28 protein-coding genes and 2 pseudogenes are annotated in these 22,680 nt (G+C 64.1%); 12 read left to right on the top strand and 18 right to left on the bottom strand.

The genetic code is table 11. The annotated features are described in order from the left end of the window. Positions 1–22: 22 nt before the first annotated feature. The 3 genes from B5V02_RS07295 to B5V02_RS07285 all read left to right on the top strand — a co-directional run bounded on the left by B5V02_RS07295 (position 23) and on the right by B5V02_RS07285 (position 1,483). On the top strand, positions 23–769 hold the full coding sequence (locus B5V02_RS07295) for an SDR family NAD(P)-dependent oxidoreductase (protein WP_111543461.1): 747 nt from the start codon (positions 23–25) through the stop codon (positions 767–769). Between the two features lie 102 nt (positions 770–871). Continuing rightward, positions 872–1,117: a DUF982 domain-containing protein gene (locus B5V02_RS07290; protein ID WP_111543460.1), complete on the top strand. Its 246-nt coding sequence runs from the start codon at positions 872–874 to the stop codon at positions 1,115–1,117. 132 nt (positions 1,118–1,249) lie between these two features. Further along, a complete protein-coding gene (locus B5V02_RS07285) occupies positions 1,250–1,483 on the top strand; it encodes a DUF378 domain-containing protein (protein ID WP_111543459.1) in 234 nt (77 codons plus the stop codon). A gap of 107 nt (positions 1,484–1,590) precedes the next feature. Here the strand turns inward: B5V02_RS07285 and B5V02_RS07280 are convergent, their stop codons facing one another. The 3 genes from B5V02_RS07280 to B5V02_RS07270 form a co-directional block, all read right to left on the bottom strand. Continuing rightward, complete coding sequence (locus tag B5V02_RS07280) at positions 1,591–2,658, bottom strand: D-alanine--D-alanine ligase family protein (RefSeq protein ID WP_111543458.1); 1,068 nt, start codon at positions 2,656–2,658, stop codon at positions 1,591–1,593. Positions 2,659–2,681: 23 nt separating this feature from the next. Continuing rightward, positions 2,682–3,299 carry a C39 family peptidase gene (locus tag B5V02_RS07275; RefSeq protein WP_111543457.1) on the bottom strand — a complete coding sequence of 206 codons (618 nt, stop codon included), beginning with the start codon at positions 3,297–3,299 and terminating at the stop codon, positions 2,682–2,684. A 208-nt stretch (positions 3,300–3,507) separates the two neighbouring features. Beyond that, complete coding sequence (locus B5V02_RS07270) at positions 3,508–3,927, bottom strand: VOC family protein (protein WP_111543456.1); 420 nt, start codon at positions 3,925–3,927, stop codon at positions 3,508–3,510. Positions 3,928–4,310: 383 nt separating this feature from the next. On the opposite strand from B5V02_RS07270, the gene B5V02_RS07265 reads away from it, so the two are divergent. Further along, positions 4,311–4,565, top strand: coding sequence for a hypothetical protein (locus tag B5V02_RS07265; RefSeq protein ID WP_245445748.1), 255 nt, complete (start codon positions 4,311–4,313; stop codon positions 4,563–4,565). A 22-nt stretch (positions 4,566–4,587) separates the two neighbouring features. Here the strand turns inward: B5V02_RS07265 and B5V02_RS07260 are convergent, their stop codons facing one another. The 3 genes from B5V02_RS07260 to B5V02_RS07250 all read right to left on the bottom strand — a co-directional run bounded on the left by B5V02_RS07260 (position 4,588) and on the right by B5V02_RS07250 (position 7,210). After that, positions 4,588–5,787: an aminotransferase-like domain-containing protein gene (locus B5V02_RS07260; RefSeq protein ID WP_208647057.1), complete on the bottom strand. Its 1,200-nt coding sequence runs from the start codon at positions 5,785–5,787 to the stop codon at positions 4,588–4,590. A 142-nt stretch (positions 5,788–5,929) separates the two neighbouring features. After that, the gene (locus tag B5V02_RS07255) at positions 5,930–6,382 is read right to left on the bottom strand and encodes a GNAT family N-acetyltransferase (RefSeq protein ID WP_111543453.1); all 453 of its coding nucleotides are present in this window, start codon (positions 6,380–6,382) and stop codon (positions 5,930–5,932) included. A 75-nt stretch (positions 6,383–6,457) separates the two neighbouring features. After that, the gene (locus B5V02_RS07250; protein WP_167458389.1) at positions 6,458–7,210 is read right to left on the bottom strand and encodes a pyridoxamine 5'-phosphate oxidase family protein; all 753 of its coding nucleotides are present in this window, start codon (positions 7,208–7,210) and stop codon (positions 6,458–6,460) included. A 5-nt stretch (positions 7,211–7,215) separates the two neighbouring features. Between B5V02_RS07250 and pdxR the strand changes: the two genes are divergently transcribed. Beyond that, a complete protein-coding gene (gene pdxR, locus B5V02_RS07245; protein WP_111543452.1) occupies positions 7,216–8,658 on the top strand; it encodes a MocR-like pyridoxine biosynthesis transcription factor PdxR in 1,443 nt (480 codons plus the stop codon). 2 nt (positions 8,659–8,660) lie between these two features. On the opposite strand, the gene B5V02_RS07240 is transcribed toward pdxR, so the two are convergent. Continuing rightward, entirely contained in the window at positions 8,661–9,308 is a 648-nt protein-coding gene (locus tag B5V02_RS07240; protein WP_146606021.1) for a hypothetical protein, read from the bottom strand. A gap of 68 nt (positions 9,309–9,376) precedes the next feature. Then, the gene (locus B5V02_RS07235; protein ID WP_167458388.1) at positions 9,377–10,381 is read right to left on the bottom strand and encodes an AfsR/SARP family transcriptional regulator; all 1,005 of its coding nucleotides are present in this window, start codon (positions 10,379–10,381) and stop codon (positions 9,377–9,379) included. 146 nt (positions 10,382–10,527) lie between these two features. Here B5V02_RS07235 and B5V02_RS07230 point away from each other — a divergent pair, with 146 nt between their 5' ends. The 3 genes and pseudogenes from B5V02_RS07230 to B5V02_RS07220 all read left to right on the top strand — a co-directional run bounded on the left by B5V02_RS07230 (position 10,528) and on the right by B5V02_RS07220 (position 11,689). Continuing rightward, on the top strand, positions 10,528–10,803 hold the full coding sequence (locus B5V02_RS07230) for a DUF4242 domain-containing protein (RefSeq protein ID WP_111543449.1): 276 nt from the start codon (positions 10,528–10,530) through the stop codon (positions 10,801–10,803). Positions 10,804–10,893: 90 nt separating this feature from the next. Continuing rightward, a pseudogene (locus B5V02_RS07225) lies at positions 10,894–11,425 on the top strand (hypothetical protein). Positions 11,426–11,488: 63 nt separating this feature from the next. After that, complete coding sequence (locus tag B5V02_RS07220; protein ID WP_111543448.1) at positions 11,489–11,689, top strand: YjiS-like domain-containing protein; 201 nt, start codon at positions 11,489–11,491, stop codon at positions 11,687–11,689. Between the two features lie 46 nt (positions 11,690–11,735). Here the strand turns inward: B5V02_RS07220 and B5V02_RS07215 are convergent, their stop codons facing one another. Beyond that, entirely contained in the window at positions 11,736–12,224 is a 489-nt protein-coding gene (locus B5V02_RS07215; protein WP_245445746.1) for a hypothetical protein, read from the bottom strand. Positions 12,225–12,334: 110 nt separating this feature from the next. Here B5V02_RS07215 and B5V02_RS07210 point away from each other — a divergent pair, with 110 nt between their 5' ends. Beyond that, on the top strand, positions 12,335–12,931 hold the full coding sequence (locus tag B5V02_RS07210) for a DUF922 domain-containing Zn-dependent protease (protein WP_111543447.1): 597 nt from the start codon (positions 12,335–12,337) through the stop codon (positions 12,929–12,931). A gap of 2 nt (positions 12,932–12,933) precedes the next feature. Here B5V02_RS07210 and B5V02_RS07205 read toward each other — a convergent pair whose 3' ends face one another. Then, positions 12,934–13,467, bottom strand: a complete 534-nt coding sequence (locus B5V02_RS07205) for an RBBP9/YdeN family alpha/beta hydrolase (RefSeq protein WP_111543446.1) — start codon at positions 13,465–13,467, stop codon at positions 12,934–12,936. Between the two features lie 108 nt (positions 13,468–13,575). On the opposite strand from B5V02_RS07205, the gene B5V02_RS07200 reads away from it, so the two are divergent. Beyond that, a complete protein-coding gene (locus tag B5V02_RS07200; RefSeq protein ID WP_111543445.1) occupies positions 13,576–14,055 on the top strand; it encodes an Lrp/AsnC family transcriptional regulator in 480 nt (159 codons plus the stop codon). A gap of 23 nt (positions 14,056–14,078) precedes the next feature. Here the strand turns inward: B5V02_RS07200 and B5V02_RS07195 are convergent, their stop codons facing one another. Beyond that, positions 14,079–15,617, bottom strand: coding sequence for an acid phosphatase (locus B5V02_RS07195; protein ID WP_111543444.1), 1,539 nt, complete (start codon positions 15,615–15,617; stop codon positions 14,079–14,081). Between the two features lie 252 nt (positions 15,618–15,869). Here B5V02_RS07195 and B5V02_RS07190 point away from each other — a divergent pair, with 252 nt between their 5' ends. After that, positions 15,870–17,090 (top strand): cytochrome-c peroxidase, encoded by a 1,221-nt coding sequence (locus tag B5V02_RS07190; protein WP_245445794.1) that lies wholly within the window; start codon positions 15,870–15,872, stop codon positions 17,088–17,090. A gap of 190 nt (positions 17,091–17,280) precedes the next feature. Here B5V02_RS07190 and B5V02_RS07185 read toward each other — a convergent pair. Next, a pseudogene (locus tag B5V02_RS07185) lies at positions 17,281–18,326 on the bottom strand (Gfo/Idh/MocA family protein). Between the two features lie 101 nt (positions 18,327–18,427). Continuing rightward, positions 18,428–19,132 carry an SDR family oxidoreductase gene (locus B5V02_RS07180; RefSeq protein WP_111543442.1) on the bottom strand — a complete coding sequence of 235 codons (705 nt, stop codon included), beginning with the start codon at positions 19,130–19,132 and terminating at the stop codon, positions 18,428–18,430. 126 nt (positions 19,133–19,258) lie between these two features. Here B5V02_RS07180 and gcvA point away from each other — a divergent pair, with 126 nt between their 5' ends. Beyond that, a complete protein-coding gene (gene gcvA / locus B5V02_RS07175; RefSeq protein WP_111543441.1) occupies positions 19,259–20,170 on the top strand; it encodes a transcriptional regulator GcvA in 912 nt (303 codons plus the stop codon). Positions 20,171–20,197: 27 nt separating this feature from the next. Here gcvA and B5V02_RS07170 read toward each other — a convergent pair whose 3' ends face one another. From B5V02_RS07170 to B5V02_RS07155, 5 genes are all read right to left on the bottom strand, one after another. After that, entirely contained in the window at positions 20,198–21,055 is an 858-nt protein-coding gene (locus B5V02_RS07170) for a sigma-70 family RNA polymerase sigma factor (RefSeq protein WP_111543440.1), read from the bottom strand. Positions 21,056–21,065: 10 nt separating this feature from the next. Next, positions 21,066–21,227 (bottom strand): alpha/beta fold hydrolase, encoded by a 162-nt coding sequence (locus tag B5V02_RS40460; RefSeq protein WP_167458387.1) that lies wholly within the window; start codon positions 21,225–21,227, stop codon positions 21,066–21,068. A gap of 69 nt (positions 21,228–21,296) precedes the next feature. Next, on the bottom strand, positions 21,297–21,611 hold the full coding sequence (locus B5V02_RS07165) for an EthD family reductase (RefSeq protein WP_111543439.1): 315 nt from the start codon (positions 21,609–21,611) through the stop codon (positions 21,297–21,299). A 52-nt stretch (positions 21,612–21,663) separates the two neighbouring features. Beyond that, positions 21,664–21,969: a putative quinol monooxygenase gene (locus B5V02_RS07160; protein ID WP_167458386.1), complete on the bottom strand. Its 306-nt coding sequence runs from the start codon at positions 21,967–21,969 to the stop codon at positions 21,664–21,666. A gap of 148 nt (positions 21,970–22,117) precedes the next feature. Beyond that, positions 22,118–22,579: an Lrp/AsnC ligand binding domain-containing protein gene (locus tag B5V02_RS07155; RefSeq protein WP_111543802.1), complete on the bottom strand. Its 462-nt coding sequence runs from the start codon at positions 22,577–22,579 to the stop codon at positions 22,118–22,120. Positions 22,580–22,680 lie beyond the last annotated feature (101 nt).

Genomic DNA, 22,680 nt, shown 5'->3' with positions numbered 1-22,680 from the left:
CACAGTCGGAAGAGATTCACCCATGTCCACCGCCGTTTCGAGCGACCGAGCCCCTGCAATCCTCCTCATTGGCGCATCGCGTGGCCTCGGCCATGCCATGGCGGCCGAGTTCCTGAAAAAGGGATGGAACGTCGTCGGCACGGTACGCAGCGGCGGAACCCGGACTTTGCTGCACGATTTGGCGGACGAATACAGCGGTCGGGTCGAGATCGAGATCCTCGACATTTGCGAGCCCGATCAACTCGCGGCGTTGCGCGATCGTCTGTCGGGCAGAGTGTTCGACATGCTGTTCGTCAATGCCGGCGTGACCAACAACCCAACCGAAACGATCGCGGATGTGACGACCGACGAGTTCGTAAGGGTGATGGTCACAAATTCGCTGAGCCCGATGCGCGTCATCGAATGCCTGGAGCCATACGTCCCGGCGACGGGTCTGATTGGCGTGATGTCATCGGGGCAAGGCAGCATCGCCAACAACGAGACCGGCCAGCGTGAGGTCTATCGCGGCAGCAAGGCGGCGTTGAACATGTTCATGCGAAGCTTCGCCGCCCGCCAGGCCGGGACATCGCGCGCCATGGTGGTGATGGCGCCGGGCTGGGTCCGAACCGATCTGGGCGGTCCGGACGGGCGGCTGAGCATCGAAGAGAGCGTTCCCGGCCTGGTGAACGTCCTTCTCGCCAAGCAGGGGAAACCGGGCCTGGAATATCTCGATTATCTCGGCCGCACCGTCCCTGGTGACATCGTGACCGTGATGGCTGGGCAGCGGTGAGCCTGGATGCGTCTGCCGGTGGCCTCACGCTACAGTGATTGGCAACGATGCAACCCAGCGCCGCCCAGAAGCGTTCACGACTGCAACGCAGTCGAGGTTCCAATGCAAACCGCATGGTTCTCCAAACCCGTGGTGGTTTCGGTCGGCGTCACCGGTTCCACCCGCAACCTGTCCAATACCCAGCAAGCCATCGAATTGCTCACGACACATTGGCGCGACGCAGGCAGCGTGAAACATCAGTCCGCGCTGCGCGCCTGCCGCCGGGCGACGAGCGGCGAAGTGTCCCCCGACATCGCCAGGGAGGCTTTTGTCGAGGCCGCGCGCGAGGCGCATATCCTGGTCGAGTAGGCCGGGTCGAGTAAGCTGGCCGCATTCACGGATCGTAGCGGCCGTTCACAATTTCGTGATCGCCGGAACCGTTTGAAACGGCAGGCGTTTTTTTGCAGACGTCTTTTTCTCAGGCAACATTAGGAGGCGTTTATGCGTAACATGAACCTCGTCACCCTCGCCCTCATCATCCTTGGCGGTCTCAACTTTCTGTCCATGGGTGTAACGGGCTATGACGTAATCGGCACGGTCCTCGGGGGCGCCATGCTGGCCCGCCTGGCCTATCTGATCATCGGCCTTGCAGCCGTATGGCAGCTCATGCCGGGCTTCCAGAGCTTTACGGTTGGGGAAGTCGATGCCGAAAGGCATATCCATCATCATCCGTGACCGGTAAGATGTGGGGCGGCGGAAAATCCACCGCCCACATCGCGTAAAGGCCCCACATCGCCTAAAGCCCGATCAGGCGGCCACCATCAGCATTCCCTGGCAAAGATTCAGACTGTTCGCGCGCCATGCCTGGCCAGCGCGTGCTCGATCAGCACGTCGATGGTCTGGCTGTAGCCTATGCCTGATGCCGCCAGCGCCTTGGCATACATCGAAATATCGGTGAAGCCGGGCAGCGTGTTGACCTCGTTGACCAGCAGCGAACCGTCGGCGCGCAGGAAGAAATCGACGCGCGCCATGGCCTCGCAGCCGAGCGCCTGAAAAGCCTGCCGAGCCATGTCGCGCGCCCTGTCTGCGACCGCGGCCGGGACATCGGCGGGCACTTTGACCACCGCGCCGTCGGCATCGAGATATTTGGCCTCATAGGTGTAGAAGCCGTGCTTGCCGGCCGGAATGATCTCGCCGGGCAGCGACACCGTCAGCGTGCCGTCGGCCCGCTGCAGCACCGAGCACTCGATCTCGCGGCCTTCGACGAACTCCTCGATCAGCACTTTGCCGTCATAGCGGAAAGCCGTTTCGATGGCCTGCTGGAAGCCGTCCCTGTCATCCACCTTGCTCACCCCGAAGGACGATCCCTGGCGCGCCGGCTTGGCGAAGAACGGCAAGCCGAGCGCCCCGGCGATCTCCTGGAATGAACTGACATCGTTTCGATGCAAGGTCACCGAGCGGGCGACGGCAAGGCCGGCCTCGCGCATCAGCCGCTTGGCGACATCCTTGTCCATGGCGGCGGCCGAAGCGAGGATGCCGCAGCCGACATAGGCAACGTCGGCGACCTCGGCATAGCCCTGCACCGAGCCGTCCTCGCCGAATGGCCCGTGCAACACGGGAAAGACGACATCGACGGGGTCAGCCTGCGTTCCATCCCGCGACACCAGCCTGCCCTTGCCGCCGGGCAGCAGGGCGACCTCCAAACCGTCCTCGGATACCGGAGCCCCTGCCGCATCGCCGACCGACGAACCTTGCAGCAGCCACCTGCCATCCCTGGAAATGGCGATCGGCACGATCTCGTAGCGCGTCCGGTCGATGGCCTTCAGCACATTGGCGGCCGAGAGGCGCGACACGTCATGTTCGGCCGAACGCCCGCCATAGAGGATGGCCACCCTTGTCTTGTCCGTCATCGAAACTCCTCAACTGTCGAAAATCAAATGGCGACCGCAATGCCGCGATTGGCGAAGAAGCGGTCGAAATCGGCCGGCGCCAACATTGCGTTCTCCTGTATGGCACTGGTATGGCCGGACGGATTGTGGAAGCGGAAACCCTGGTCCGACGCCGCGGTGACCAGCACCAGATGGCCGCCCTTCGAGGGCGGCTCGCGCTCGGGCCAGCGGATCGAGCTGCTGACCGAAGCGATGAAGAACCGCGACCGCGCCAGGATCGTCGGAATGTATGACGTCGCGACATTGGTCATCACCTCGGCCTGCAGGCCAAAAACCTCCCGCACGAAGCTGACGAAGGGCGCGTAGATCAGCCCCTTGATCGATCCCTCGGTGACGACATAGCCGCCATATCTAGTGCAGCGCCTGGCGAGTTCGATCGTCGGCACGATCTCGCCGCGCGTCGCCAGGATCATCTTCAGGCATGCCATGCCGCAGATATTGGCGGCCCAGATTGCATATTCGTCCGGTGTTTCCGCCCCCGAATTTTGCCACAGCGGATCGCGCCGCAGCGCGACTTCGGCGCCCTCGGCGAGCACGTCCATGGTCATGTCTGATGTTTCCCACTGGCTGAAAAACGGCACGGTTTCAGGCAGCGGACTCATGCGACTCCTTGATCAGTTTGCGGATTCTCGTATACGAGGATACGCAATGAGTGGGAAGCCACCCAGAGACTGTTTCGAAATTCGCTCTGGCGAGTCATATGGTGGTGGTTTCGAGAACCGGCGCGCAGCGGACATTTGGGTCCGTGAGCACCGGAAGCGCAGAAAACGCCGCGAGATGGCCGCCGAAGTAGAATTTCCAAACAGTCTCTCAGAAGGTGATCTTCACGGAAGCAGCACTGCGCGCGGCCGGGCCGTGATGGACGGCCTCGATGTTGTTGCCGTCCGGATCGAGCAGGAAGGCGGCGTAATAGCCGGGATGATAGGGCCGCTCGCCCGGCGCGCCATTGTCCTTGCCGCCGCCGGCGAGCCCGGCCTTGTAGAAGGCATCGACCATGGCGTGGTCCCTTGCCTGGAAGGCGAGATGATGGCGGCCGGTGAGCTTTCCCAGTGCCGCGGGGCTGTCGGCACTGGAGACGAACAGTTCGTCGGCCCAGAAATAGCCCTCGCCGATACCGCCGATCGGAACATCGAGCACCTGCAGGACCGCCTCGTAGAAACGCCGGCTGGCAGGCAGATCCCTGACCACCAGCTGGATGTGGTCGATGAGCCGGCCGCGATGCAGTTCCATGAAAATTCCTCCTCGCAAGGCTTTCGAATTTAGGCTCGGACAGGACGCCGTCAATGTGGGTGCTTGCTGACCGCCAAGTCCTACCACACGTCCTGCCCAGCGGAGCCCTCGGTCTATCTTTCAAACAGAAAAGCCCGCCGGGAGGGGGATCCGGCGGGCCTTTGGAAAGCTCATAACGAGCTTTCAGACGTCTGACGGGGGATCAGACATGGTGAGAACTTTTATGTGCCGCAGAGGTTCCACCTCGAACAAAAAAGATTGCCAACGGGTCGTCGAATTGACGGAATTCAAGCGGTGGAGGCGATTTCTTTTCGCGAGAACCCCTCTCGGCTGGAACTTTCCCTTCCAAAGCAAGTTTAGAGGCGCGGCTGGGAGGAATTAAGTTGGACAGTTTTCAGAGGCTCGAAGCACTGGTCGACAGTGCCGGCGTCGGCAGCATCGAAGAAGCGAACGCTTTGCTGCGTCGCTTCAAGGGCAGATCGCAGATGATCACGGCGGCCGTTGACGAGTTCATGCTGGATTTCATGACACTGGTCTTCGTCGTCGAAACCGGCGAGGAAGGGTTCGAAAACCCAATCCGCAAGCTGGCTCGCGGCAGGCTTTCGAATCTCAATCACCTGGTGAACGTGGCGGCGTAGGGTGCCGACATCAGGCGTGGGCTCAGCCCTTCAGGATCGCCGCCAGCCGGGGTATGCCCTCGCTCACGGCGCGCCGGTCGGCGAGCGTGAACGACAGCCGCAACGTGTTGCGTCCGGTTGCGTCGGCAAAGAACGCACTGCCGGGCACGAAGGCGACGCGTGCCTCCTTCACCGCCCGCGCCAGAAGTGCCGTGGCGTCGGACCCCTCGGGTAGCGTCACCCAGACGAACATGCCGCCTTCCGGGCGGCTCCAGGTCACGCCTGCCGGCATGTTGGCTTCGAGTGCCGTGAGCAGGCCGTCGCGGCGCTCGCGGTAGGCGCCGATGAGCTTTTCCACCTGGCCGTCGAACACGGCCTCGGCGACACGATGCATCACCACCTGGTTGATCGACGGGCTGTGCAGGTCGGAGGCCTGCTTCATCAGCACCAGCTTTTCGACGATGTGGCGCGGCGCGCACACCCAGCCGACGCGCATGCCCGGCGACAGGATTTTCGAGAACGAGCCGCAATAGAGCGTGCGCGCCTTGTCGATGCCGCCTGAACGGGCGCAGTCGAGCGCCAGAATCGGCGGCACGCCCTCGCCGTCATAGCGCAGCGCGCGATAGGCGGCGTCCTCGATGACGGCAATGTCGAGCTCGCCGGCGAGGTCGAGCACGGCCTCGCGCTGCTGCCGGTTCAGCGTTTCGCCGGTCGGGTTAGCGAAATCCGGCACCAGATAGGCGAACTTGGCCCGGCCGCCATTCGTGGCGGCGGCAGCGCGATAGGCCGCCGGCGTCATGTTGCCGCCGTCAATCGTCAGCCGCTCATAGCGCGGCTCATAGGCGTTGAACGCCTGCAGCGCGCCGAGATAGGTCGGCCATGTCACCAGCGCGGTATCGCCCGGCGACAGGAACAGCTTGCCGAGATAATCCAGCGCCTGCTGCGAGCCGGAGGTGATGAAGATGTTGGCCTCGTCGCATGCGACGCCGAGCTTGCCCATCTGCCACGCCAGCCAGCGTCGCAACGGCAGATAGCCTTCCGAGACCTGGTACTGCAGCGCCGCGCCCGCCTCGCCGCCGCCCAGCACATCGGCATAGGCGTCGCGGATCGCTTCGGCCGGAAACAGCGCCGGATCGGGAATGCCGCCGGCGAACGAGATGATGTCGGGCTGGTCGAGCAGCTTCAGCAGTTCGCGGATTTCGGACGCCTTCATGCGCGACGAGCGCGAAGCCAACAGATTCATCAACGTCAAAACGCGCCTCCCGCGACAGTTTTTATATAGGTCAACCTGACTGACCTATATCAGCCCTCCCCGGCAACTTGAATAGAGCATGACAGCCTCCCGCTATGCGCCAGTCGCGGCCGGCCTGGAACCGCGCCTGGCATCACAAGGCCTTCTTGTAGCCGAGATGGCTGCCGGTGAAGCCGAGGTCCTCATAGAAGCGGTGCGCGTCCGCTCGCGACCTGTCGGTGGTGAGCTGGACCAGGCTGCAATTGCGCGCCCGGCATTGCGCGATCGCCCAGTCGATCATCTGCCTGCCGATCCCGCCCGAGCGCCGGTGGCTGGCAATCCGGACCGCCTCGATCTGCCCGCGCCAGGCACCTTTGTGCGAGAGCCCTGCAAGGAAGGTGATCTGCAAGGTACCGATCACCTCGCCGCCGTCCATGGCGACCGCCAGCAGCTGATTGGGATCGGCGTCGATGGCGTTGAAGGCATCGACATAACCGCGCGCCAGCGGCACCGAGGTGTCCTCACGGCCGGCGCCAAGCGGATCGTCGGCCAGCATCGCGACGATATCAGGCAGGTCGGACGCTTGCGCTCGGCGGAATTCGATCATGGTTGCATGACTTACGGCGCAGTGCCGGTGGCAGCAAGGCACTTCAGTTGGCAGCGGGGGCGCCAACTTTACAGGCTACAGTTCACCTTCATACACCAGTTGCGCCTGCATCAGCGCTCGATCGAGCCTTTCGCCCTCGGCATAGCCGGACAGGTTTTGCGGCCGTTTGATACCAGGCAGCAGCCTTGGGCACGGCTCGGCAGCGCCGATCACCATCCGCACCGGAATGACGCCGGCCCACACCGGATGCCCGTAATCCTCCTCGTCGTCGCCGACGCCCTTGGCGCGCACCTTTGCCGACGCCTCCTCGATGCGCATGCCGATCACCGTCGTCGCCTTGGCCTCCTGCACTGAGATGGGCCGCAGCGTCTCGGATCGGCCGGGGTAGAAGCGGTCGACGACACCGGCCAGCGCCTTCAGCTTCTCCTGCGGTTCATCGATGATCCGCGCCGTGCCGAAGCACATAGCCGAGCGGTAGTTGGCGGAATGGTTGAAGCCAGAGCGCGCCAGCACCAGCCCGTCGAGATGCGACACTGTGAGACACGCCGGCGTGCCGCCGCGCAGCTGGCGCAGCATGCGGCTGGCCGAAGAGCCGTGCCAGTAGATCCTATCGTCCTCGCGCCAATGGATGGTCGGCGTGCAATAGGGCTGGCCGTCGAATGTGTAGGCGACATGGCACAACAGCCCGGCATCCAGCACCGCGAAGACGGCGGCACGGTCGTAGCTGCCGCGCTCGTGCAGGCGCTTCACCCGGTTGCGGCTGGTGTTCGGAAAGCTGGCGGCGACGTCGTTCACGGCTTGCATCCTTGTCTCTAGTCTGCCAACCATGCGCCATGGCATTGGTCGATAAAAGAACCAATCACAGTGAGAAAATTCAGACCAATCCGCCGGATTGGTCGGCGCTGATCCCGGTCCTGCCGGGCGATGGCCCGCGCAGCCGCGAGCTCTATGCGGCACTGCGGCGGCTGATCGAGACCGGCGCGCTGGCCGCCGGCGCCAAATTGCCGACCACCCGCGACCTCGCCCAACGCTTCGGCCTGTCGCGCTCGGCGGCGGTCGCCTGTTTCGAGATGCTGATTTCGGAGGGCTTTGCCACAGCCAAGGTCGGCGCAGGCACCTTCGTCGCGCCTGACGTGCCGCATCTGCCGGTTGCCATGATCAGGCCGCGTCCACCCGAGATCGACATCGCGGCCTCGCTGCCTTGCGGCCTTGGCGTGGCGGTATCCGATCCGCGCACGCTGAACCTGTTTCGCATCCTGTTGTCGCGTCACCTCGCCCGCCCCGGGTCGGAGCATTTCCGCTATGGCGATCCGCGTGGCGGCCTCGCCCTGCGCAGCGCGATAGCAACCTATCTCAGGACCGCGCGAGGCGTGCGCTGCGATGCCGGCCAGATCGTGCTGACCTCGGGCACGCAGCAGGGGCTGGATCTTTTGGCGCGCGCCGCCATCCGGCCAGGTGACGCCGTCTGGATCGAAAACCCCTGCTATCCCATGGCGCATGCCGTGCTGGCCGGCAGCGGCGCCAGGGTTGTCGGCGTTCCGGTCGACGAGGAAGGGCTCGATCCCGAGATCGGCGAAAGCCTCTGCCCAAGGGCGCGCGCGGCCTATGTCACGCCCTCGCATCAATATCCGCTCGGCGTGACGATGACGATGCGCCGCCGCCTGGCGCTGCTCGACTGGGCGCGGCGCAACGATGCCTGGATCATCGAGGACGATTACGACAGCGAGTTCCGCTATGCCGGCCCGCCGCTGACCTCGCTGCAAGGCATGGATGGCGCGGGCCGCGTCGCCTATCTCGGCACCTTCTCGAAAATCCTCTTCCCCGGCCTGCGCATCGGCTATGTCGTGGTGCCGGAAGCGCTGCTCGATGCCGTCATGGCGGTCAGGGCGCGCTCCGACCGCTTCCCCTCGACGCTGGCCGAAGGCGCGCTGACCGACCTGTTGAACGAAGGCCATTTCGCCGCGCATCTGAGACGCGTGCGCCGCCGCGTCCAGGCCGCGCGCGACGTGCTGGCCGCCGGCCTCGAGGCGCATTGCGGCGACAGCCTCGACGTGACCGTGCCCGAACAGGGCTTGCACCTGATGGCGACGCTGAAGGGGGCCGGACCGGACACCGCGATCGTCGAGGCGGCGAAAGCGGCGGGCGTCGGCGCCCGTGCCTTGTCCTCGATGTTCATCGGCGGTCCGACACGCAAAGGCCTGGTGCTGGGCTTTTCGGGGTTTTCGGACGAGGAGCTTTTGGCGGCCACGATCAGGCTGGGCACACTGTTCCGGTAGGTTCAGCTGCGCCGCGTGACAAAGCCGGCGGCGCGGGCGACATGCGAATCGCGGTGCGTTCTGGCCGCCAGCGCCAGCCATTCTCGCGCGACGGCGTCGGCCGTCTCAGGCCGATCCAGCTTCAGATTGACTTCCACCTGGCTCGCCAGGATTTCCACTTGCAAACCGGCATAACTGTCGGTGTCGCGCATGCAGCACCGGCGCGCCTCGCCCAACCACTCCATGGCCGGCTCGAACGCCTCTTCTGCTGCATAGGTCAACGCCAGCGCGCGGGCCACAGCCCCTTCCCAGCAGGGATCGTTCATCTGACAGCTCAGCGCAAAGGCTTCCTCCAGCCGGGGACGCAAATCATCGGGACGCGCTTGCTGGCGGGTGCGGGATTCGCTGAGCACCGCCACCGGCCAAGGCCGGAACGAAATCCAACGTTGTTCTTCGACCAGCGCCAGGCAGTCCGCCAGCCAGAGGTCGGCTTCCTCCAACCGATCGGCGGCGAGCAGCCCCCAGCCGCCAAGTCCCAGCGACCAGATCTCGCGGCGGCGGTTGCCGGCCGAGCGCGCATGCTCCAGTGACAGCGCGTAGTGATCGAGCCCTTCACCGACCCGACCCCAGTCGACCAGATTGAAACCGATGACGCCATGGATGCCTGCCAAATCGTCGTCCCCACCGGCCAATTCCAGCGCCTGCGCGAGATAGGTCGCGGCCGACGGGCGCCGCCCGGCTAGCGCCTCGACATAGCCGAGTTCGCGAAAGCCCGCCGAAGCGATGGCTGCATTGCCCCCTGACGCGCCAATTCCGTGCTCTGGCGCAGCAGCACCGAGCCTTCGTCGTCATAACCTTTGACCGAATGCACAAGCGCTGCGCCAAGCTCGAACATGGCGCGCGAGGTCAGATGCGCATCCTTGTGCTTTTCGGCGTCGCGCACGGCGCGGCGCAGGCAGTCGATGCCGGCGTCCACGGCACCCGCCGAAAGCGCGGCAAGCCCCGACTGCATCAGCGAGATGACGAAGGCCTGGCGTGAGATGCCGCTGGGCGGAGACGAGATGGTGCGGCGCGCCGCACTGCGCAACGCGGCCGACGGCTTTTCGCCAAGCTCGGCCACGAACACAGCCTCGGTCGCCTCGACCTGTTCGAGCGCCGCTTGGTAGCGGCCGGCCAGCGCCAGGCTCTTCACCAGCAATATATGCGCGCTTTCGTCATAGGGGCTGCGCCGCACGCCAAGTTCGGCCAGCCGCGTGGCGCGGCCATGATCCTCGACCGACATGGCGCGGATGGTTTCCTGTCGAATCCGGGATTCGACGATGCCGGCGATGCGCTCGCGCTCGACCAGCAGCCAGGTGGCGAATTCCGGACTGCAGCGCGGCTCCAGCGCGCCGAGCAGCGGGCCGGCGGCCTCGATGTTGAAATCGTCGCGGTCGAGGCGCAGCACGTCGATGTCCAAATCGTCGGCAAAGCGGCCCTCGATCGGGTCACCGTTCAGACAGTCGGCGGTGTTGAGCGCCTTGCGCAGCGAGGCCAGGCACCAACGCAGCGAACCCAGCGGATCGACGGTCTCGGGAAACAGCTCCGCCGCAAGTGTGCGCCGGTCGAGCGGCGCGCGCGCCAGAAGCACGCGGGCCAGCAGCGCCCAGGCCTGATGACCACGCACAGGTTGGCTCCGCCCATTCGCATCGAGAATGGCGGGGTCGCCAAGAAGCCTGATGGTAGCGCCCAATTTTTCCACCATGTGCCTGCCCATCCTCGCAAATGGCATGCGCCACCACCGTGGGACGAAGCGTGTGACCGTTCTCGCGGCGTTTCCTTGGCGGGCAGCACACCGGGTCGAACGTCGATCGGTTTTATCGGGCCGTCAACCTACAACGGAGACCGACAATGCCAACTTTCATCATCGAACGCGAGATCGCAGGCGCCGACAGGCTGAGTGCCGACGAGCTCAAGGAGATCTCGGCCAAGTCCAACGAGGTCGTGGCCGGCCTCGGCGTACCCTACAAATGGCTCACCTCCTTTGTCGCCGGCGACAAGATCTACTGCGTGCACGAGGCCGAAAGCGCCGAGATCATCAAGCGACATGCCCGCGAGGGCGGCTTTCCCGCCAACAAGGTGACGGAGATCGCCGCCTTCATCGGCCCGCAGACCGCAGGCGCCTAACCAGCCTTGGTGGCGGACCACGCGTTCGTCCACGACCGAGGCGCTCGGGCCGATACGGCCGGTGCGCGATAGCAAACTTATGGAGTTAACATGACAATCTTTCCTTGGACCCGGCGCCTTGCCGCCCTGTCCATGCTGTCCGCCGTCGCGTTGACGGCGGTTCATGCCCATGGGGCCAACACCTCTGTAGCCAGTGACATGAACGTCCTGGCGCAAAAGGTGCGCGCCACCAACGGCCGGTTCGAGAATGTGGCGACGGCCACCGCCGAAGGCTACGCACCGATCCCTTGCGCCAGCGGCATCACCGGTGGGGCCATGGGCATCCACTATGTCAACGCGGCCTACCTGAAGGACGATGCGGTCGATCTCGCCAAGCCGGAAGCGGTGATGTACGAGCCGATGGCAGAACGGCATGCTGAAGCTGGTGGCGGTCGAATACATCACCTCGAAGGGTCCGGCCTCACTCGAGGGGCAGCTGTTCAACTTCAACAGCGCGCCCAATCGCTATGGCCTCGGGGCCTTTTACGAGCTGCATGTCTGGGCGTGGAAGAAGAACCCGACCGGCACCTTCGCCGACATGAACCCCACCGTATCCTGCGATGCGATGAGGATGGGCGACTGACGCCTCGTCAGGGTTTGCCGGCGCGACGCCGGCAAGCCCTTCGCGCTGAATTCCGAGGAAACCATGACCGAAATTGAAAGCGTCCCGAGGAACGCCCGACAATGGCGCTTGCCCTCGACCCTGCTGGCACGCCTGGCGCGCCGCTGGCGCCACCGTCGCGACCGACGCCATCTGGAGGCGATGCCCGACTTCATGCTCAAGGACATCGGCATCAGCCGGTCCGATATCGATTATGTCGCGGCGCATGGCGAGACCACGCGGTAGACGCCGCATCACACAAGGCGTTGGCGGTGCTGCAAAGGCCCGCGCCTCAATCCCCATCCGCAGGCGCCGCCTTGCCGCATTGCGCCAGCACCTTGCCTATTGCCCCGCTCGAGCCCTTCAGCGGAAAGCTGGTCTGGCCGTATTTGGCGGCACCGACGCTGACATCGCCTTTCCCGCGCAACAGGTCCAGCAGCGGATCGGCTTTGGCCAGGTTCACCACGAAATAGTTGTACATGGCTTCGAGCTGCAGCGTCTTGGTCACGGTCTTGCCGTCGGCCTTGAAATCGAACGAGCCGCTTATGCCGGGCTCCAGCTGCTGGCCGGTGGCGCCGAGGTCGTAGCTCAGCACCGGCGTGTCGAAACAGGTCAGCATCAGATGCGCATCGCCTTTCGGCCCGCCGCAGACCGAGGCGGTCAGCACGCTGCCACCCTCGTCTTCCTCCATCTTGGCGCTCCAGCCGCTGCAGGACGCGGCAAACGCCGGCTGCGCGGCCTGCAAGGCCGCCACCGCACCCACGACGATCAGATATCTCATGACTTCCCCCCTCAGACATTTGCGGCCGCACCCGCCGGCATTCTATAGGAAAAGCCATCCGGTGGCATCGCCCGTTGCGGCGTCCTGTCCTGATTGTGCGGAGAGCGGTGTTGAGAGCCTGTGTTCATCTGTGCCTTTTGCTGGCCGCCCTGCTGGCCTCGCCGCTCGCCGCCCATGCCGACTGGAAGCCGGTCGAGAAGGTCGAGACCTACGCCATCTCGGGCCAGTCCGGGCCGGAACTCTACCGCTCGATCGGCGAGAACGGTCCGAAGCTCGGCGTTGCCCGCGCCATCGCCCACACCAATTTCAAGCTGACCTGGACCAGGGACTATCAGGCGCGAGCCGGAGCCTGCGTGCTGGTCTCGGCACGGCCGAAGCTCATCATCACCTACACCTTGCCAAGCCCCTCGGCGCCGCTGCCGCCAGCCGTCGAGAAAAACTGGGAGGTTTTCATCGCCGGCGTCAGCGCCCACGAAAAAGTGCATGGCGCTGATATCATCGACATGGTGCGCAAGATCGAGACAGCGACCGTCGGCCTCAGCGTCGCCGGCGACCCCAAATGCAGCAAGATCCGCAGCGAGATGACGAAGCGCCTGTCCGAACTGTCACAGGCGCAGCGGCAAGCGAGCCGCGATTTCGACCGCGTCGAACTCGGCCAGGGCGGCAATCTGCAAAAACTCATCCTTGCCTTGGTGAATGGCGGCTGACGCTAGCTTTCAGAAACGAGACCGTCGAGAAGCGCAAAACCTTGCGGCCAGTCGCCCAGGCCACTCTCGGCATTGATGTGACCGAACGGGCCGATGACGGCAAGGCCGCTGCCCCACTGCTTCGCCCTCGCCTCTGCATAGTCCGGCGCGCCATAGGGATCGTTGGTGCTGGTCACCACCAGCGAGGCAAAGCGCAGCCGGCCCTCGGGAATTTTGGCAAAGGCCATGCCGTAGGTCGGGAAGACGGCCGCTGTCGGATCGGGAACGCCGACCAGCAAGGCCGCCTTGACCGGGCGCCGCGAGATCTTCTGCCAATGTGCCACCAGCAGGCAGGACAGGCTGTGCGCGACCAGCACCGGCGGTTCGGGCGCCTCGATCACGGCAGCCTCCAGCGCCGCCAGCCAGTCGGTCAAATCGGGCAGGTCCCAGCTCGATGGCTGGAACCGCCGCATCGCCGGGTTGGCGCTTTCCCAGCGCGTTTGCCAGTGCGCCGGACCCGAACCGCCGCTGCCGGGCAGGATGATGAAATGCGTCATGTTGCCTTGCTCCTATCAGTAAGGAGAGCATGGTGGCGTCTTGCTTCACAGCTGAAAATGGGAAACCATCGGAAAAGTCGCTAGACTTCCGATGGATTCAAGGTGGTCATGAAAAACAGTGATGAGCGCGCGCCGCTCGACCCGACCGACATCGCCATTGTCGAAGCCATGCAGGAGAACGGCCGCATCGGCATGTCCGAGCTTGGCCGCCGGGTCGGCCTGTCGCAGCCGGCGACCTCCGAGCGGGTGAAACGGCTGGAGGAGCGCGGCATCATTGCCGGCTACACCGCTGTCATCGATCCGGCCGCACTCGGCCTCGGCATGACGGCGATCATCCGGGTGCGCACCACGCATGAGCACATCCGCCCCTGCCTGAAGCAATTCGCCGAGATGCCGCAGATCACCGAGGTGCACCGACTGACCGGCGAGGATTGCTTCATCCTGAAAGTGGTCGTCCCCTCGCCGGCGCAGCTTGAAACCATCGTCGACGCCGTGGCCCGCCACGGCGCGGTCACGACGGCGCTGGTGCTGCGCAGCGAGACGCCGAAGCCGATCGGCCGCGACCTGATCCGGAGATCAGGCAGTTAGAGCAATATGCGGTCCGCCCTGCCCTACCGGCTGAGGTCGAGCGCAGCACTCAGGTCGCCCATCGGCGGCTGGTCGTTGTTGCGCAGCGCCTTGTCGCGGGCGACGATGCCGGACAGCACCGGCAAATCGTAGCGGGCGGTGATGAAACGCAGGATCGACGTCGTGTCGTATTGCGTGTGGTCGACCGTGCCCATCTTCGCATAGGGCGAGATGATGAAGGCCGGGATGCGGTTGCCCGGCCCCCAGCGGTCGGCCTTCGGCGGCGCGACATGGTCCCAGAAGCCGCCATTCTCGTCATAGGTGACGACCACCAGCATATGGCTCCACTGCGGGCTTTTCTCCAGATGCGAGACGACGTCGGCGAGATGCTGGTCGCCGCTCGCCACATCGGCGTAGCCGCCATGCTCGTTGAGATTGCCTTGCGGCTTGTAGAAACTCACCGCCGGCAGCTTGCCGTCGTCGATCGCCTTGATGAATTCGGCGCCATCCATGCCGCCGTCCCTGAGGTGTTCGGTTCGCGCGGCCGTGCCGGGCGCGTAAGCCGCGAAATAGTTGAATGGCTGGTGATGAAACTGGAAGTTCGGCACCGGCGTCGCGTTCTTGCCGTCGAGCGTGGCCTGCCAGGCGCCGGCATACCAGGCCCAGCTGACACCCTTCAGCGACAACAGATCGCCGATGGTAATGTCGTGCTGCGGCGGCAGCGTGGTCGGCTGCGCCGGATCGGCGAGTGCCTTGTCGCCGCCTTCGGCCGGCTTGTTGGCGCTCGGCTCGTAAGGCGGCTGCATGGTGTTGACGGCGTAGAAGTCGGGCGTGATGGCGCCGTCATTGACGAATTTCGGCGCGCCGCCGAGTGCCGAGGCCGGCGAGTTGTCGGCAACCTTCAGCGTCGTGCCATTGGCTTCGACCGCGGAGATCTGGCCCTTCACCGGGCTGGTGTCGGCGTGCGGATAGACCGGCACGCAGGCGCAAGCGAGCATGAAATGGTTGAGGAAGGAGCCGCCAAAGGCGCCCTGGAAGAAATTGTCGGCCAAAACGTATTTCTTCGCCACGGCCCACATCGGCAGCACCGAGCCGTCATAATGGCCCATGACCAGGCCGCCGGAATCGGCCCAGGCGACGAACTTGTCGTTCCGGCCAGCGTCGATCTGCATCTGCTCCTGATAGAAGCGGTGCCAGAGGTCGCGCGTGATGACGGAGGTCTTCTCGTTGAAGCCGCTGGCGTCGTCGATGGCGAAGCTGGCATTGCCGAGATGCGCCGACTGCGCCTCGGTCACCGGCGGCGTCACGCCCTTGGCGGTCAACCCGCCCCAGGCCGGCGGCAATTCGGTCAGCGGCTTGCCGTCGCGGTCGAGCTGGCGCACCTGGCCGGCCGAAAGGTTGGCCAGGCCGTTGGCGCCGGGGAAGCCGCCATAGAGATTATCGAAACTGCGGTTCTCGGCATAGATGACGACGACCGTGTCGATCTTGTCATAGCCAGGAGGGGCGGCGATGGCGGTAGCCGGAATCGAGGCCAGCGCCGTGCCGGCCAAGCAAAGCGAGGTAAAAAGCGTGAGCCGCGTCATGGGAAGTCCTCATGGCTAGGGTGATGGCTAGAGGGGCAATATATGGCTGGGGCGACGAGCCATGGCTGCAGACGCTAGGTCGGCGCCTTGTCACCTTTGTGACATTTGCCGTCCATCCGAACACGGTTGCGTGAGCGGGTGGGCTGGTCATCAATCCGTTGCAGTGCGGACCTAATTCCGGAACAAACCGGACTGAACCTTATGACGGCAAGACGACGGAAAGGCCTGATGATCGCGACCGCCGCGGCATCGATGTTTGGCCTTGGCATGACCCTGTCGGCAACCCTTGTTCATGCCGGAAGCGGCAGCGTCCATCCCGGGCCGATGTCGCGCGCGGATGCTTTCGCGCGGGCGCAGGCGCTGACGGCGCTTGGCCGCAAAATGTTCTTCGACCCGTCGCTGTCTGCCTCGGGCAAGCAGGCCTGCTCGTCCTGCCATGATCCGCACCATGCGTTCGGCCCGGCCTCGGCGGCACCGGTCGAGATGGGTGGGCCGCATCTCGACCAGCCCGGACTGCGCGCCGTGCCCTCGCTGCGCTACCTGCAGGCGGTACCGGCCTTCACCGAGCATTTTTACGATTCCGAGGATGAAGGCGACGAGAGCGTCGACAACGGCCCGACCGGCGGCCTGACCTGGGACGGCCGCGCCGACCGCGGCCGCGATCAGGCCAGGATCCCGCTGCTTTCGCCGTTCGAGATGGCCAACAAGGATGCCGCCGCCGTCGCCGCCGGCTTGCGCAAGACCGCCTATGCCGACGAATTCAAGGCCGCCTTCGGCGATGCCGTGTTCGACCACCCGGACGACGCCTTCGACGCCGCCGCCGAGGCGCTCGGCACCTTCGAGCAGAGTGCGGCCGAATTCTATCCCTATTCCAGCCGCTACGACGCTTTCCTCGCCGGCAAGGCGGCGCTGTCGGCGCAGGAATTGCACGGCCGCGCGCTGTTCGAGGATGAGACCAAGGGCAATTGCGCCTCCTGCCATCTGAGCGAACCCGCCAATGACGGCGAGCCGCCGCAGTTCACCGATTTCGGCTTGATCGCCGTCGCCGTGCCGCGCAACCCGGCCATCCCGGCCAATGCCGACCCCGCCTATGTCGATCTCGGCCTGTGCGGACCGCTGCGCACCGACTTCCACGGCCGGTCAGAGTATTGCGGGCTGTTTCGCACGCCGACGTTGCGCAATGTCGCGCTACGGAAAAGCTTCTTCCACAACGGCTATTTCCACACGCTGCGCGACGCGGTCGCCTTCTACGCCAGCCGCGACAGCGATCCCGGCCACTGGTATCCCAAAAAAGCCGACGGCACGATCCGGCAAAATGACGATTTGCCAAAGGCTTACTGGGCCAACCTCAACCAGGACCCGCCCTTCGGCAAGAAGCCCGGCGACAAGCCAGCGCTGACCGACCCCGAGATCGACGACATCGTCGCCTTCCTGCACACGCTGACCGACGCGGATCAGTTGGCGGAACACTGACAGCAGCCGGCATAGATCCAATCCGAGACACCGAGGGACAGCACCCTCTCTGGCCTGCCGGCCATCTCCCCCGCAAGGGGGGAGATTGATAGCTTCATCTGCTGCGCCTGTCTTGCGACGTTGGAAATTGGCGAAAGCCGAAATCAGAGGGCAATCTCCCCCCCTTGCGGGGGAGATCAGCACTCCACCCTCACTGCGTATCCGCGTGTGCCCTCAGTTCCGCCCGCTTCTCGTCCGACACCACGGCGAGGTCGAGCACCTTCTGCAGGCCGGCGGCGTGGCGGAAGCTGGGCTCGCTCTGCACGCCGCTGGCGACGGCATCGACGAAACGCTGGTAGTTGGTCGCCACCGTGCCGGCGTCGAGCTCTTCCCATTTGGCGTTCTCGACATTCGCGCCGACGCAGGCCTTGAGCGCCGAGCCACCACTTCGATGCCGCCTTTGTCGCCATAGATGCGCAGACGCAGTTCGTTGAGATGGCCGGTCGCCCAGCGGCTGGCATGCACCACGCCGAAGGCGCCATTGGAAAAATCCAGCGTCATGGCGAAGCTGTCATTGGCGTCGAGTTCGTAGTCGCCGATGCGGTTGCCGGGCGCCTTGTCGAAGGCGCGCAGCCGGCAGAAGACATGGTCGATGTCGAGAGCGGCACCGTAGCTGGCGAAATCGAGGATGTGGATGCCGACATCGCCGAGCACGCCATTCGAGCCGTGGCCGCGCGACAGCCGCCAGAGCCATTTCGGATCGGTGTGCCAGTCGCCCCAGAATTTCGACACCAGCCAGCTTTGCAGATAGGACGCCTCGACATGCCTGACCGTGCCGATTTCGCCCGCCTGCACCATCTGGCGGGCCTTCTGCAGCGCCGCGACATTGCGATAGGTGAGGTTCACCATGTTGACGAGGCCGGCAGCCTCGGCGGCGTCCGCCATCTCGGTGGCCTTGCCGAAATTTTCGGCCAGCGGCTTCTCGCACAGCACCGGCTTGCCGGCGGCGATCAGCGCCATGGTGGTCGGGTGATGGATGCGGTCCGGGGTGACATTGGCCACCGCGTCGAAGCCGCCCCATTCCAACGCCTCCTCCAGCGAGGTGAAGCGGTTGGGGATGTTGAAGCCGTCGGCGAATTCGCCAACGCGCGCCGCATCGACATCGACGGCACCGACGATGTCGACGCCGTCGATGGCGCTGAACCGCCTTGCATGTTCTTGCGCCATCCAGCCGGTGCCGAGTATCAAAAGCCGCATTCTTTGCTCCTTGGGTGAGATGTCAGAATCCGTGGTCTCAGAGGTGCTGCCAGATCACCTTCAACGGCGAACCCATGAAGGCAGCCTGGCTCATCGCCGCCTCAGATAGCGCGGATGATGCCGCCGTCGACCCGGATGTTCTGGCCGGTGATATAGCCGGCGCCTTTGGAAGCCAGGAAGGCGATGGTTGCGGCGATCTCCTCCGAGGTGCCGTAGCGCTGCATCGGCACGCTGTCGCGGCGCTCCTCGGTGGCCGGCAGGCTGTCGATCCAGCCAGGCAGCACGTTGTTCATGCGCACATTGTCTGATGCATAGGTGTTGGCGAAGATCTTTGTGTAGGCGGCAAGCCCTGCGCGGAACACCGCCGAGGTCGGGAACATCGGGCTCGGCTCGACCACCCAGGCGGTCGAGATGTTGACGATGGCGCCGCCCTTCTGCTTGACCATCTGCGGTGCCACGATGCGCACCGGCCGGATGACGTTCAGCAGGTAGACATCCATGCCGGTGTGCCACTGCTCGTCTGATATCTCGAGGATCGGCGCGCGCGGCCCATGGCCGCCGCTGTTGACCAGCACGTCGATGCGGCCATAGCGCTCCAGCGTCAGGTCGACCAGGCGCTGCAGATCGTCGTTCGACTGGTTGGAGCCGGTGACGCCGAGCCCGCCAAGCTCCTTGGCCAGCGCCTCGCCCTTGCCCGACGACGACAGGATCGCGACCTTGAAGCCATCCGCCGCCAGGCGCTTCGCCGCCGCCGCACCCATGCCGCTGCCGCCGGCCACGACAACAGCTACTTTTTCTACACTCATTGGATTTCCTCTCGGGTTGGCAGGACTCTGCAAGCAGTGTTTTCAAGCTTCGGGCAGTGATATAGCTGGATTCTACGGCTGGTTCGAACCAGAATGCCTGAAATCAAGCTGTAGAAAAACTACTGCATGCCCGAAGCCTTCCTGAGCCTGCCGCCGCTGAATGCGCTTCGCGCCTTCGAAGCCTCGGCGCGTCATCTCAACTTCCGCATCGCGGCCGAGGAGTTGAACGTCACGCAAGGGGCGGTGGCCCAGCACATTCGCGGGCTGGAGGCCGATCTCGGCGCAAAACTGTTCGAGCGGCTGCCGCGCGGTCTGGCGCTGACCGACGAGGGCCGCGCCTATGTGCCCAACATCCGCCGCGCCTTCGATCTGATCTCGGAGGCGACGCTGCTGTTGCGCCCCGAACCGGCGCGGCTGACGATCAGCGTGACGCCGAGCTTCGCCACCAAATGGCTGATCCCGCGACTGCAGGATTTCGTGGCGCACAATCCGCTGGTCGATCTGCGCATCCTGGCCAGCGAGAGCCTGTCGAGTTTCCAGGCCGATGGCGTCGACATTGCTGTCCGGCAAGGACGCCCGCCTTTCGGCGCCGGCCTGATTGTCGACCTGTTGTTTCCCCAGCAGATCATCGCCGTCTGCAGCCCGGCCCTACTGCCGGCCAGCGCCAGTGAGATCGCGGCGGCTGAAATCCAGCATCATGTGCTGCTGCACGACACGCATAATCTGTGGCCGGAATTCATGGAAAAGGTCGTCGGCCTGAAGCTGACGACCGAACTGAAACGCATGCGTTTCAACCAGACGGGGCTCGCCATTGACGCGGCCATCGCCGGCCAGGGCATAGCGCTGGCCAGCCGCTTTCTGGTCGCGGCCGATCTCGCCGCCGGCCGGCTGGTTCAGCCGGTCAGTGGCGAAATGCGCGGCACTCAGGATTTCTACGTCGTGATGCCGAGAAAACAGCGGCATCCCGAGCCGACGCAAGCGGTGCGGCAATGGCTGCTCGATGCCGGAGCAAGGCCACCGGTCCAGTCCAGCGGATGAGTCGCTGGTGGCCGCGTGGGTTGGGCTTCAGCCCAACCGCACCCAATCTATGGCTTCGAGCACATAGGGAGCGAACAGGAAATCTCGGATCTCGATGATCCGGCTTTCCGACCAGTCGATCAGGACAAAATGCGCAGGTCTTTCCATCGGGCCGGTGCTGTCGAAGACCAGCATGGCCGGCTGTCCTTCAACCGCGCCGAGCGCGTACCGCCATTTCGTCTCTTCCGCATAGCGCGTGAAATAGAGGCCAATCTTGTCGCGCCCTTCCAGCCGGAGCCGGTTCACCAGATCGAGCTTCACGTCATCGGCGAGCATGGCGCGGATTGCGTCGAAATCGCCGCTCCGAAACAGATGGACATAAGCGGTGATCTTCCGCCGGTCCTGATCGGACATCAGCGGCAGCCTTGTGTCTTCAGGCGCCTGCGCCAGCCGCCGCAGCGCAGCGCGCCCGCGCTGAAGCGCCGATTTGGCGGCTGTCGCAGAGCACTCGGCGATGCCTGCGATCTCGTCGACCGAATGACCCAGAACATCCCTAAGGATCACCGCGCAGCGCTGAAGTTCAGGCAGTCGCAGAAACGTCTGAAAGCTGATCGCGACGATGTCCGCTTCGGGTATGGGCGCCGCTTCGACGTCCTCGGTGAGCGGAACGACCGTGTTCCGGGACCTGTCGCGCAGGAAATCGAGGCTGGCATTGTGGGCGATGCGAAACAGCCAGCCCTCGAGATTGTCCACCGCGACGCCCTGGGTTCGCGCGTGAAGGGCCTTGACGAGGGTATCCTGCAATACATCCTCGCCATTGACCGCCGATCCCGTCATGCGCGCGCAGTAGCGATGAAGGCGCGGCCGCAAAGCTTTCAGACGATCCTCGAATTCGTTCGTGTTCATGTATCGAGACCTACAGCGCTTCCGCGCTCTGTTGCGCCACCCCTGCGCCGGGAAGGTCGAGCGTCAAAGCCGCGAAGCCGTTGGCTTCAAGTATTGGCGTAACTCTGTCCCACGCCGAATGGTTGTGCCAGCCGCCGTGGATCAGGACAAAAACTGCTTTGGTTGCCGACATCGCTCATTCCTCTTCGTCTGACTTTACGATCTTTACGACCTGTATAAGCGGCCGCCCGCCATTTCGGGTTCAAACTTCCCTGTTGTCGAAAAGGAACATTTGAACGCCCGAGTCATCAGGCGCAAAAAGTCGGCGATCCGCCCCAGCCGCCTGTCCTTCCGCGCTTGCAAACGCCTTCTCGATCGCCGCAAGGTCGTCGAAATACAACGTTCCGATCCGATGAATATTGGAGGCACCGACCGGCGTTGCGATGGGGCCGTCGCTGACCTCGTATTTCCTGAGACCCGGAATCTTCTTGGCAAGAGGCACGTGGATTTCGAAGTAATGCCGGTCAAATGCCTCGACGTCTTTCGGTGTCCGGTAAATCACGACCATCCGAGCCATTGCGGTTCTCCTTTGTTACTTGTGTGACGCAAAATTACCTGTGTGTTCACCCTCACCGGGTTTCGCTCAACACCGCCGAGCCCACGATCGAGTCCAAGCTCGCCAGCTCAATGATCTTCGGGAAATAGGCTTTCATGCGCGGATCGCTGCGCATCGCCTCGACGGCTGCGGGGGTCTCCCACTCGGAATAGATGACGACGCCGGCGCCGTCGTTTGCCGCGATCAGCCGGGTCGTCTTCCAGCCGTGGAGCGTGCGGACCACCGTGTCGGTGTTCTGCTTCAAGAGCGCGATCAGCGCATCCTGCTTGCCGGGTTTGACCTTCAGCAGATTGATCAAAATAACGGACTCGTCGGACATGGCATGTCTCCTTCTGTTTCGAACACACCAAGGACGATCCGAAGGGCGGAAACGGATCGCGACGTAAAAGATTTTTTGGAAAATCATCGGGCAGGAGTGCGCTTTGCCGAGTTTTGCAACGCCAGTTGCAATGACCTGACGCAGCCAGCTAGATCGGCAGCAAGGCGTCGGGCTTCACATTGGCGATCGAGGCATAGGTGTGCGTTTCGCGGACGCCGGGCAGCGGCAGGATAACCCGCTGCAGGAAATCCTGGAACATCGTCATGTCGGCGATGCGCGCCTTGACCAGATAGTCGAACCCACCGACCACCATGTGGCACTCGATGATCTCGGGCGCCCGCAACACCGCTTCGGCAAAACGATCGAAGACATGCGGCGCCGTATGGTCGAGCCGGACCTCGATGAAGACGAGCTGCGCCTGCCCGATCCTGGCGGGATCGAGAACGGCTCGCACCGCGCGGATGAAACCCTCGGCGAACAGCCGCTTGATGCGCTGCGCCGCCCCTGTCGGCGACAGGCCGACCCGCCGCGCCAGATCGAGCGTCGTGCGGCGGCCGTCCTCCTGCAACAAGCGCAGCAGCGAGCGGTCGATACGGTCCAGATCGTCCATTTCAGGATTCACACTTTTGAGCCAGAACAAGCGTGATAGTCACGCCAAAATCGTAAAAACAGCATATTTCATCACGCCGTCAGATCGCAATACCGTTGCCG

Source organism: Mesorhizobium kowhaii, from assembly GCF_003253745.1.
In the GTDB taxonomy this organism is placed as follows: Bacteria; Pseudomonadota; Alphaproteobacteria; order Rhizobiales; family Rhizobiaceae; genus Mesorhizobium; species Mesorhizobium kowhaii.
The sequence above is the reverse complement of the archived record's forward strand: the minus strand, read 5'-3'. Positions and strand labels throughout refer to the sequence as shown.

What these genes read in the sequence shown, in the direction of transcription:
- B5V02_RS07295 (WP_111543461.1), top strand. Translation starts at nt 23, where the DNA reads ATGTCCACCGCCGTTTCGAGCGACCGAGCCCCTGCAATCCTCCTCATT.
- B5V02_RS07290 (WP_111543460.1), top strand. Translation starts at nt 872, where the DNA reads ATGCAAACCGCATGGTTCTCCAAACCCGTGGTGGTTTCGGTCGGCGTC.
- B5V02_RS07285 (WP_111543459.1), top strand. Translation starts at nt 1,250, where the DNA reads ATGCGTAACATGAACCTCGTCACCCTCGCCCTCATCATCCTTGGCGGT.
- B5V02_RS07280 (WP_111543458.1), bottom strand. Translation starts at nt 2,658, where the DNA reads ATGACGGACAAGACAAGGGTGGCCATCCTCTATGGCGGGCGTTCGGCC.
- B5V02_RS07275 (WP_111543457.1), bottom strand. Translation starts at nt 3,299, where the DNA reads ATGAGTCCGCTGCCTGAAACCGTGCCGTTTTTCAGCCAGTGGGAAACA.
- B5V02_RS07270 (WP_111543456.1), bottom strand. Translation starts at nt 3,927, where the DNA reads ATGGAACTGCATCGCGGCCGGCTCATCGACCACATCCAGCTGGTGGTC.
- B5V02_RS07260 (WP_208647057.1), bottom strand. Translation starts at nt 5,787, where the DNA reads ATGAATCTGTTGGCTTCGCGCTCGTCGCGCATGAAGGCGTCCGAAATC.
- B5V02_RS07255 (WP_111543453.1), bottom strand. Translation starts at nt 6,382, where the DNA reads ATGATCGAATTCCGCCGAGCGCAAGCGTCCGACCTGCCTGATATCGTC.
- B5V02_RS07250 (WP_167458389.1), bottom strand. Translation starts at nt 7,210, where the DNA reads ATGGTTGGCAGACTAGAGACAAGGATGCAAGCCGTGAACGACGTCGCC.
- pdxR (WP_111543452.1), top strand. Translation starts at nt 7,216, where the DNA reads ATGGCATTGGTCGATAAAAGAACCAATCACAGTGAGAAAATTCAGACC.
- B5V02_RS07235 (WP_167458388.1), bottom strand. Translation starts at nt 10,381, where the DNA reads ATGGTGGAAAAATTGGGCGCTACCATCAGGCTTCTTGGCGACCCCGCC.
- B5V02_RS07230 (WP_111543449.1), top strand. Translation starts at nt 10,528, where the DNA reads ATGCCAACTTTCATCATCGAACGCGAGATCGCAGGCGCCGACAGGCTG.
- B5V02_RS07220 (WP_111543448.1), top strand. Translation starts at nt 11,489, where the DNA reads ATGACCGAAATTGAAAGCGTCCCGAGGAACGCCCGACAATGGCGCTTG.
- B5V02_RS07215 (WP_245445746.1), bottom strand. Translation starts at nt 12,224, where the DNA reads ATGAGATATCTGATCGTCGTGGGTGCGGTGGCGGCCTTGCAGGCCGCG.
- B5V02_RS07205 (WP_111543446.1), bottom strand. Translation starts at nt 13,467, where the DNA reads ATGACGCATTTCATCATCCTGCCCGGCAGCGGCGGTTCGGGTCCGGCG.
- B5V02_RS07200 (WP_111543445.1), top strand. Translation starts at nt 13,576, where the DNA reads ATGAAAAACAGTGATGAGCGCGCGCCGCTCGACCCGACCGACATCGCC.
- B5V02_RS07195 (WP_111543444.1), bottom strand. Translation starts at nt 15,617, where the DNA reads ATGACGCGGCTCACGCTTTTTACCTCGCTTTGCTTGGCCGGCACGGCG.
- B5V02_RS07190 (WP_245445794.1), top strand. Translation starts at nt 15,870, where the DNA reads ATGTTTGGCCTTGGCATGACCCTGTCGGCAACCCTTGTTCATGCCGGA.
- B5V02_RS07180 (WP_111543442.1), bottom strand. Translation starts at nt 19,132, where the DNA reads ATGAGTGTAGAAAAAGTAGCTGTTGTCGTGGCCGGCGGCAGCGGCATG.
- gcvA (WP_111543441.1), top strand. Translation starts at nt 19,259, where the DNA reads ATGCCCGAAGCCTTCCTGAGCCTGCCGCCGCTGAATGCGCTTCGCGCC.
- B5V02_RS07170 (WP_111543440.1), bottom strand. Translation starts at nt 21,055, where the DNA reads ATGAACACGAACGAATTCGAGGATCGTCTGAAAGCTTTGCGGCCGCGC.
- B5V02_RS40460 (WP_167458387.1), bottom strand. Translation starts at nt 21,227, where the DNA reads ATGTCGGCAACCAAAGCAGTTTTTGTCCTGATCCACGGCGGCTGGCAC.
- B5V02_RS07165 (WP_111543439.1), bottom strand. Translation starts at nt 21,611, where the DNA reads ATGGCTCGGATGGTCGTGATTTACCGGACACCGAAAGACGTCGAGGCA.
- B5V02_RS07160 (WP_167458386.1), bottom strand. Translation starts at nt 21,969, where the DNA reads ATGTCCGACGAGTCCGTTATTTTGATCAATCTGCTGAAGGTCAAACCC.
- B5V02_RS07155 (WP_111543802.1), bottom strand. Translation starts at nt 22,579, where the DNA reads ATGGACGATCTGGACCGTATCGACCGCTCGCTGCTGCGCTTGTTGCAG.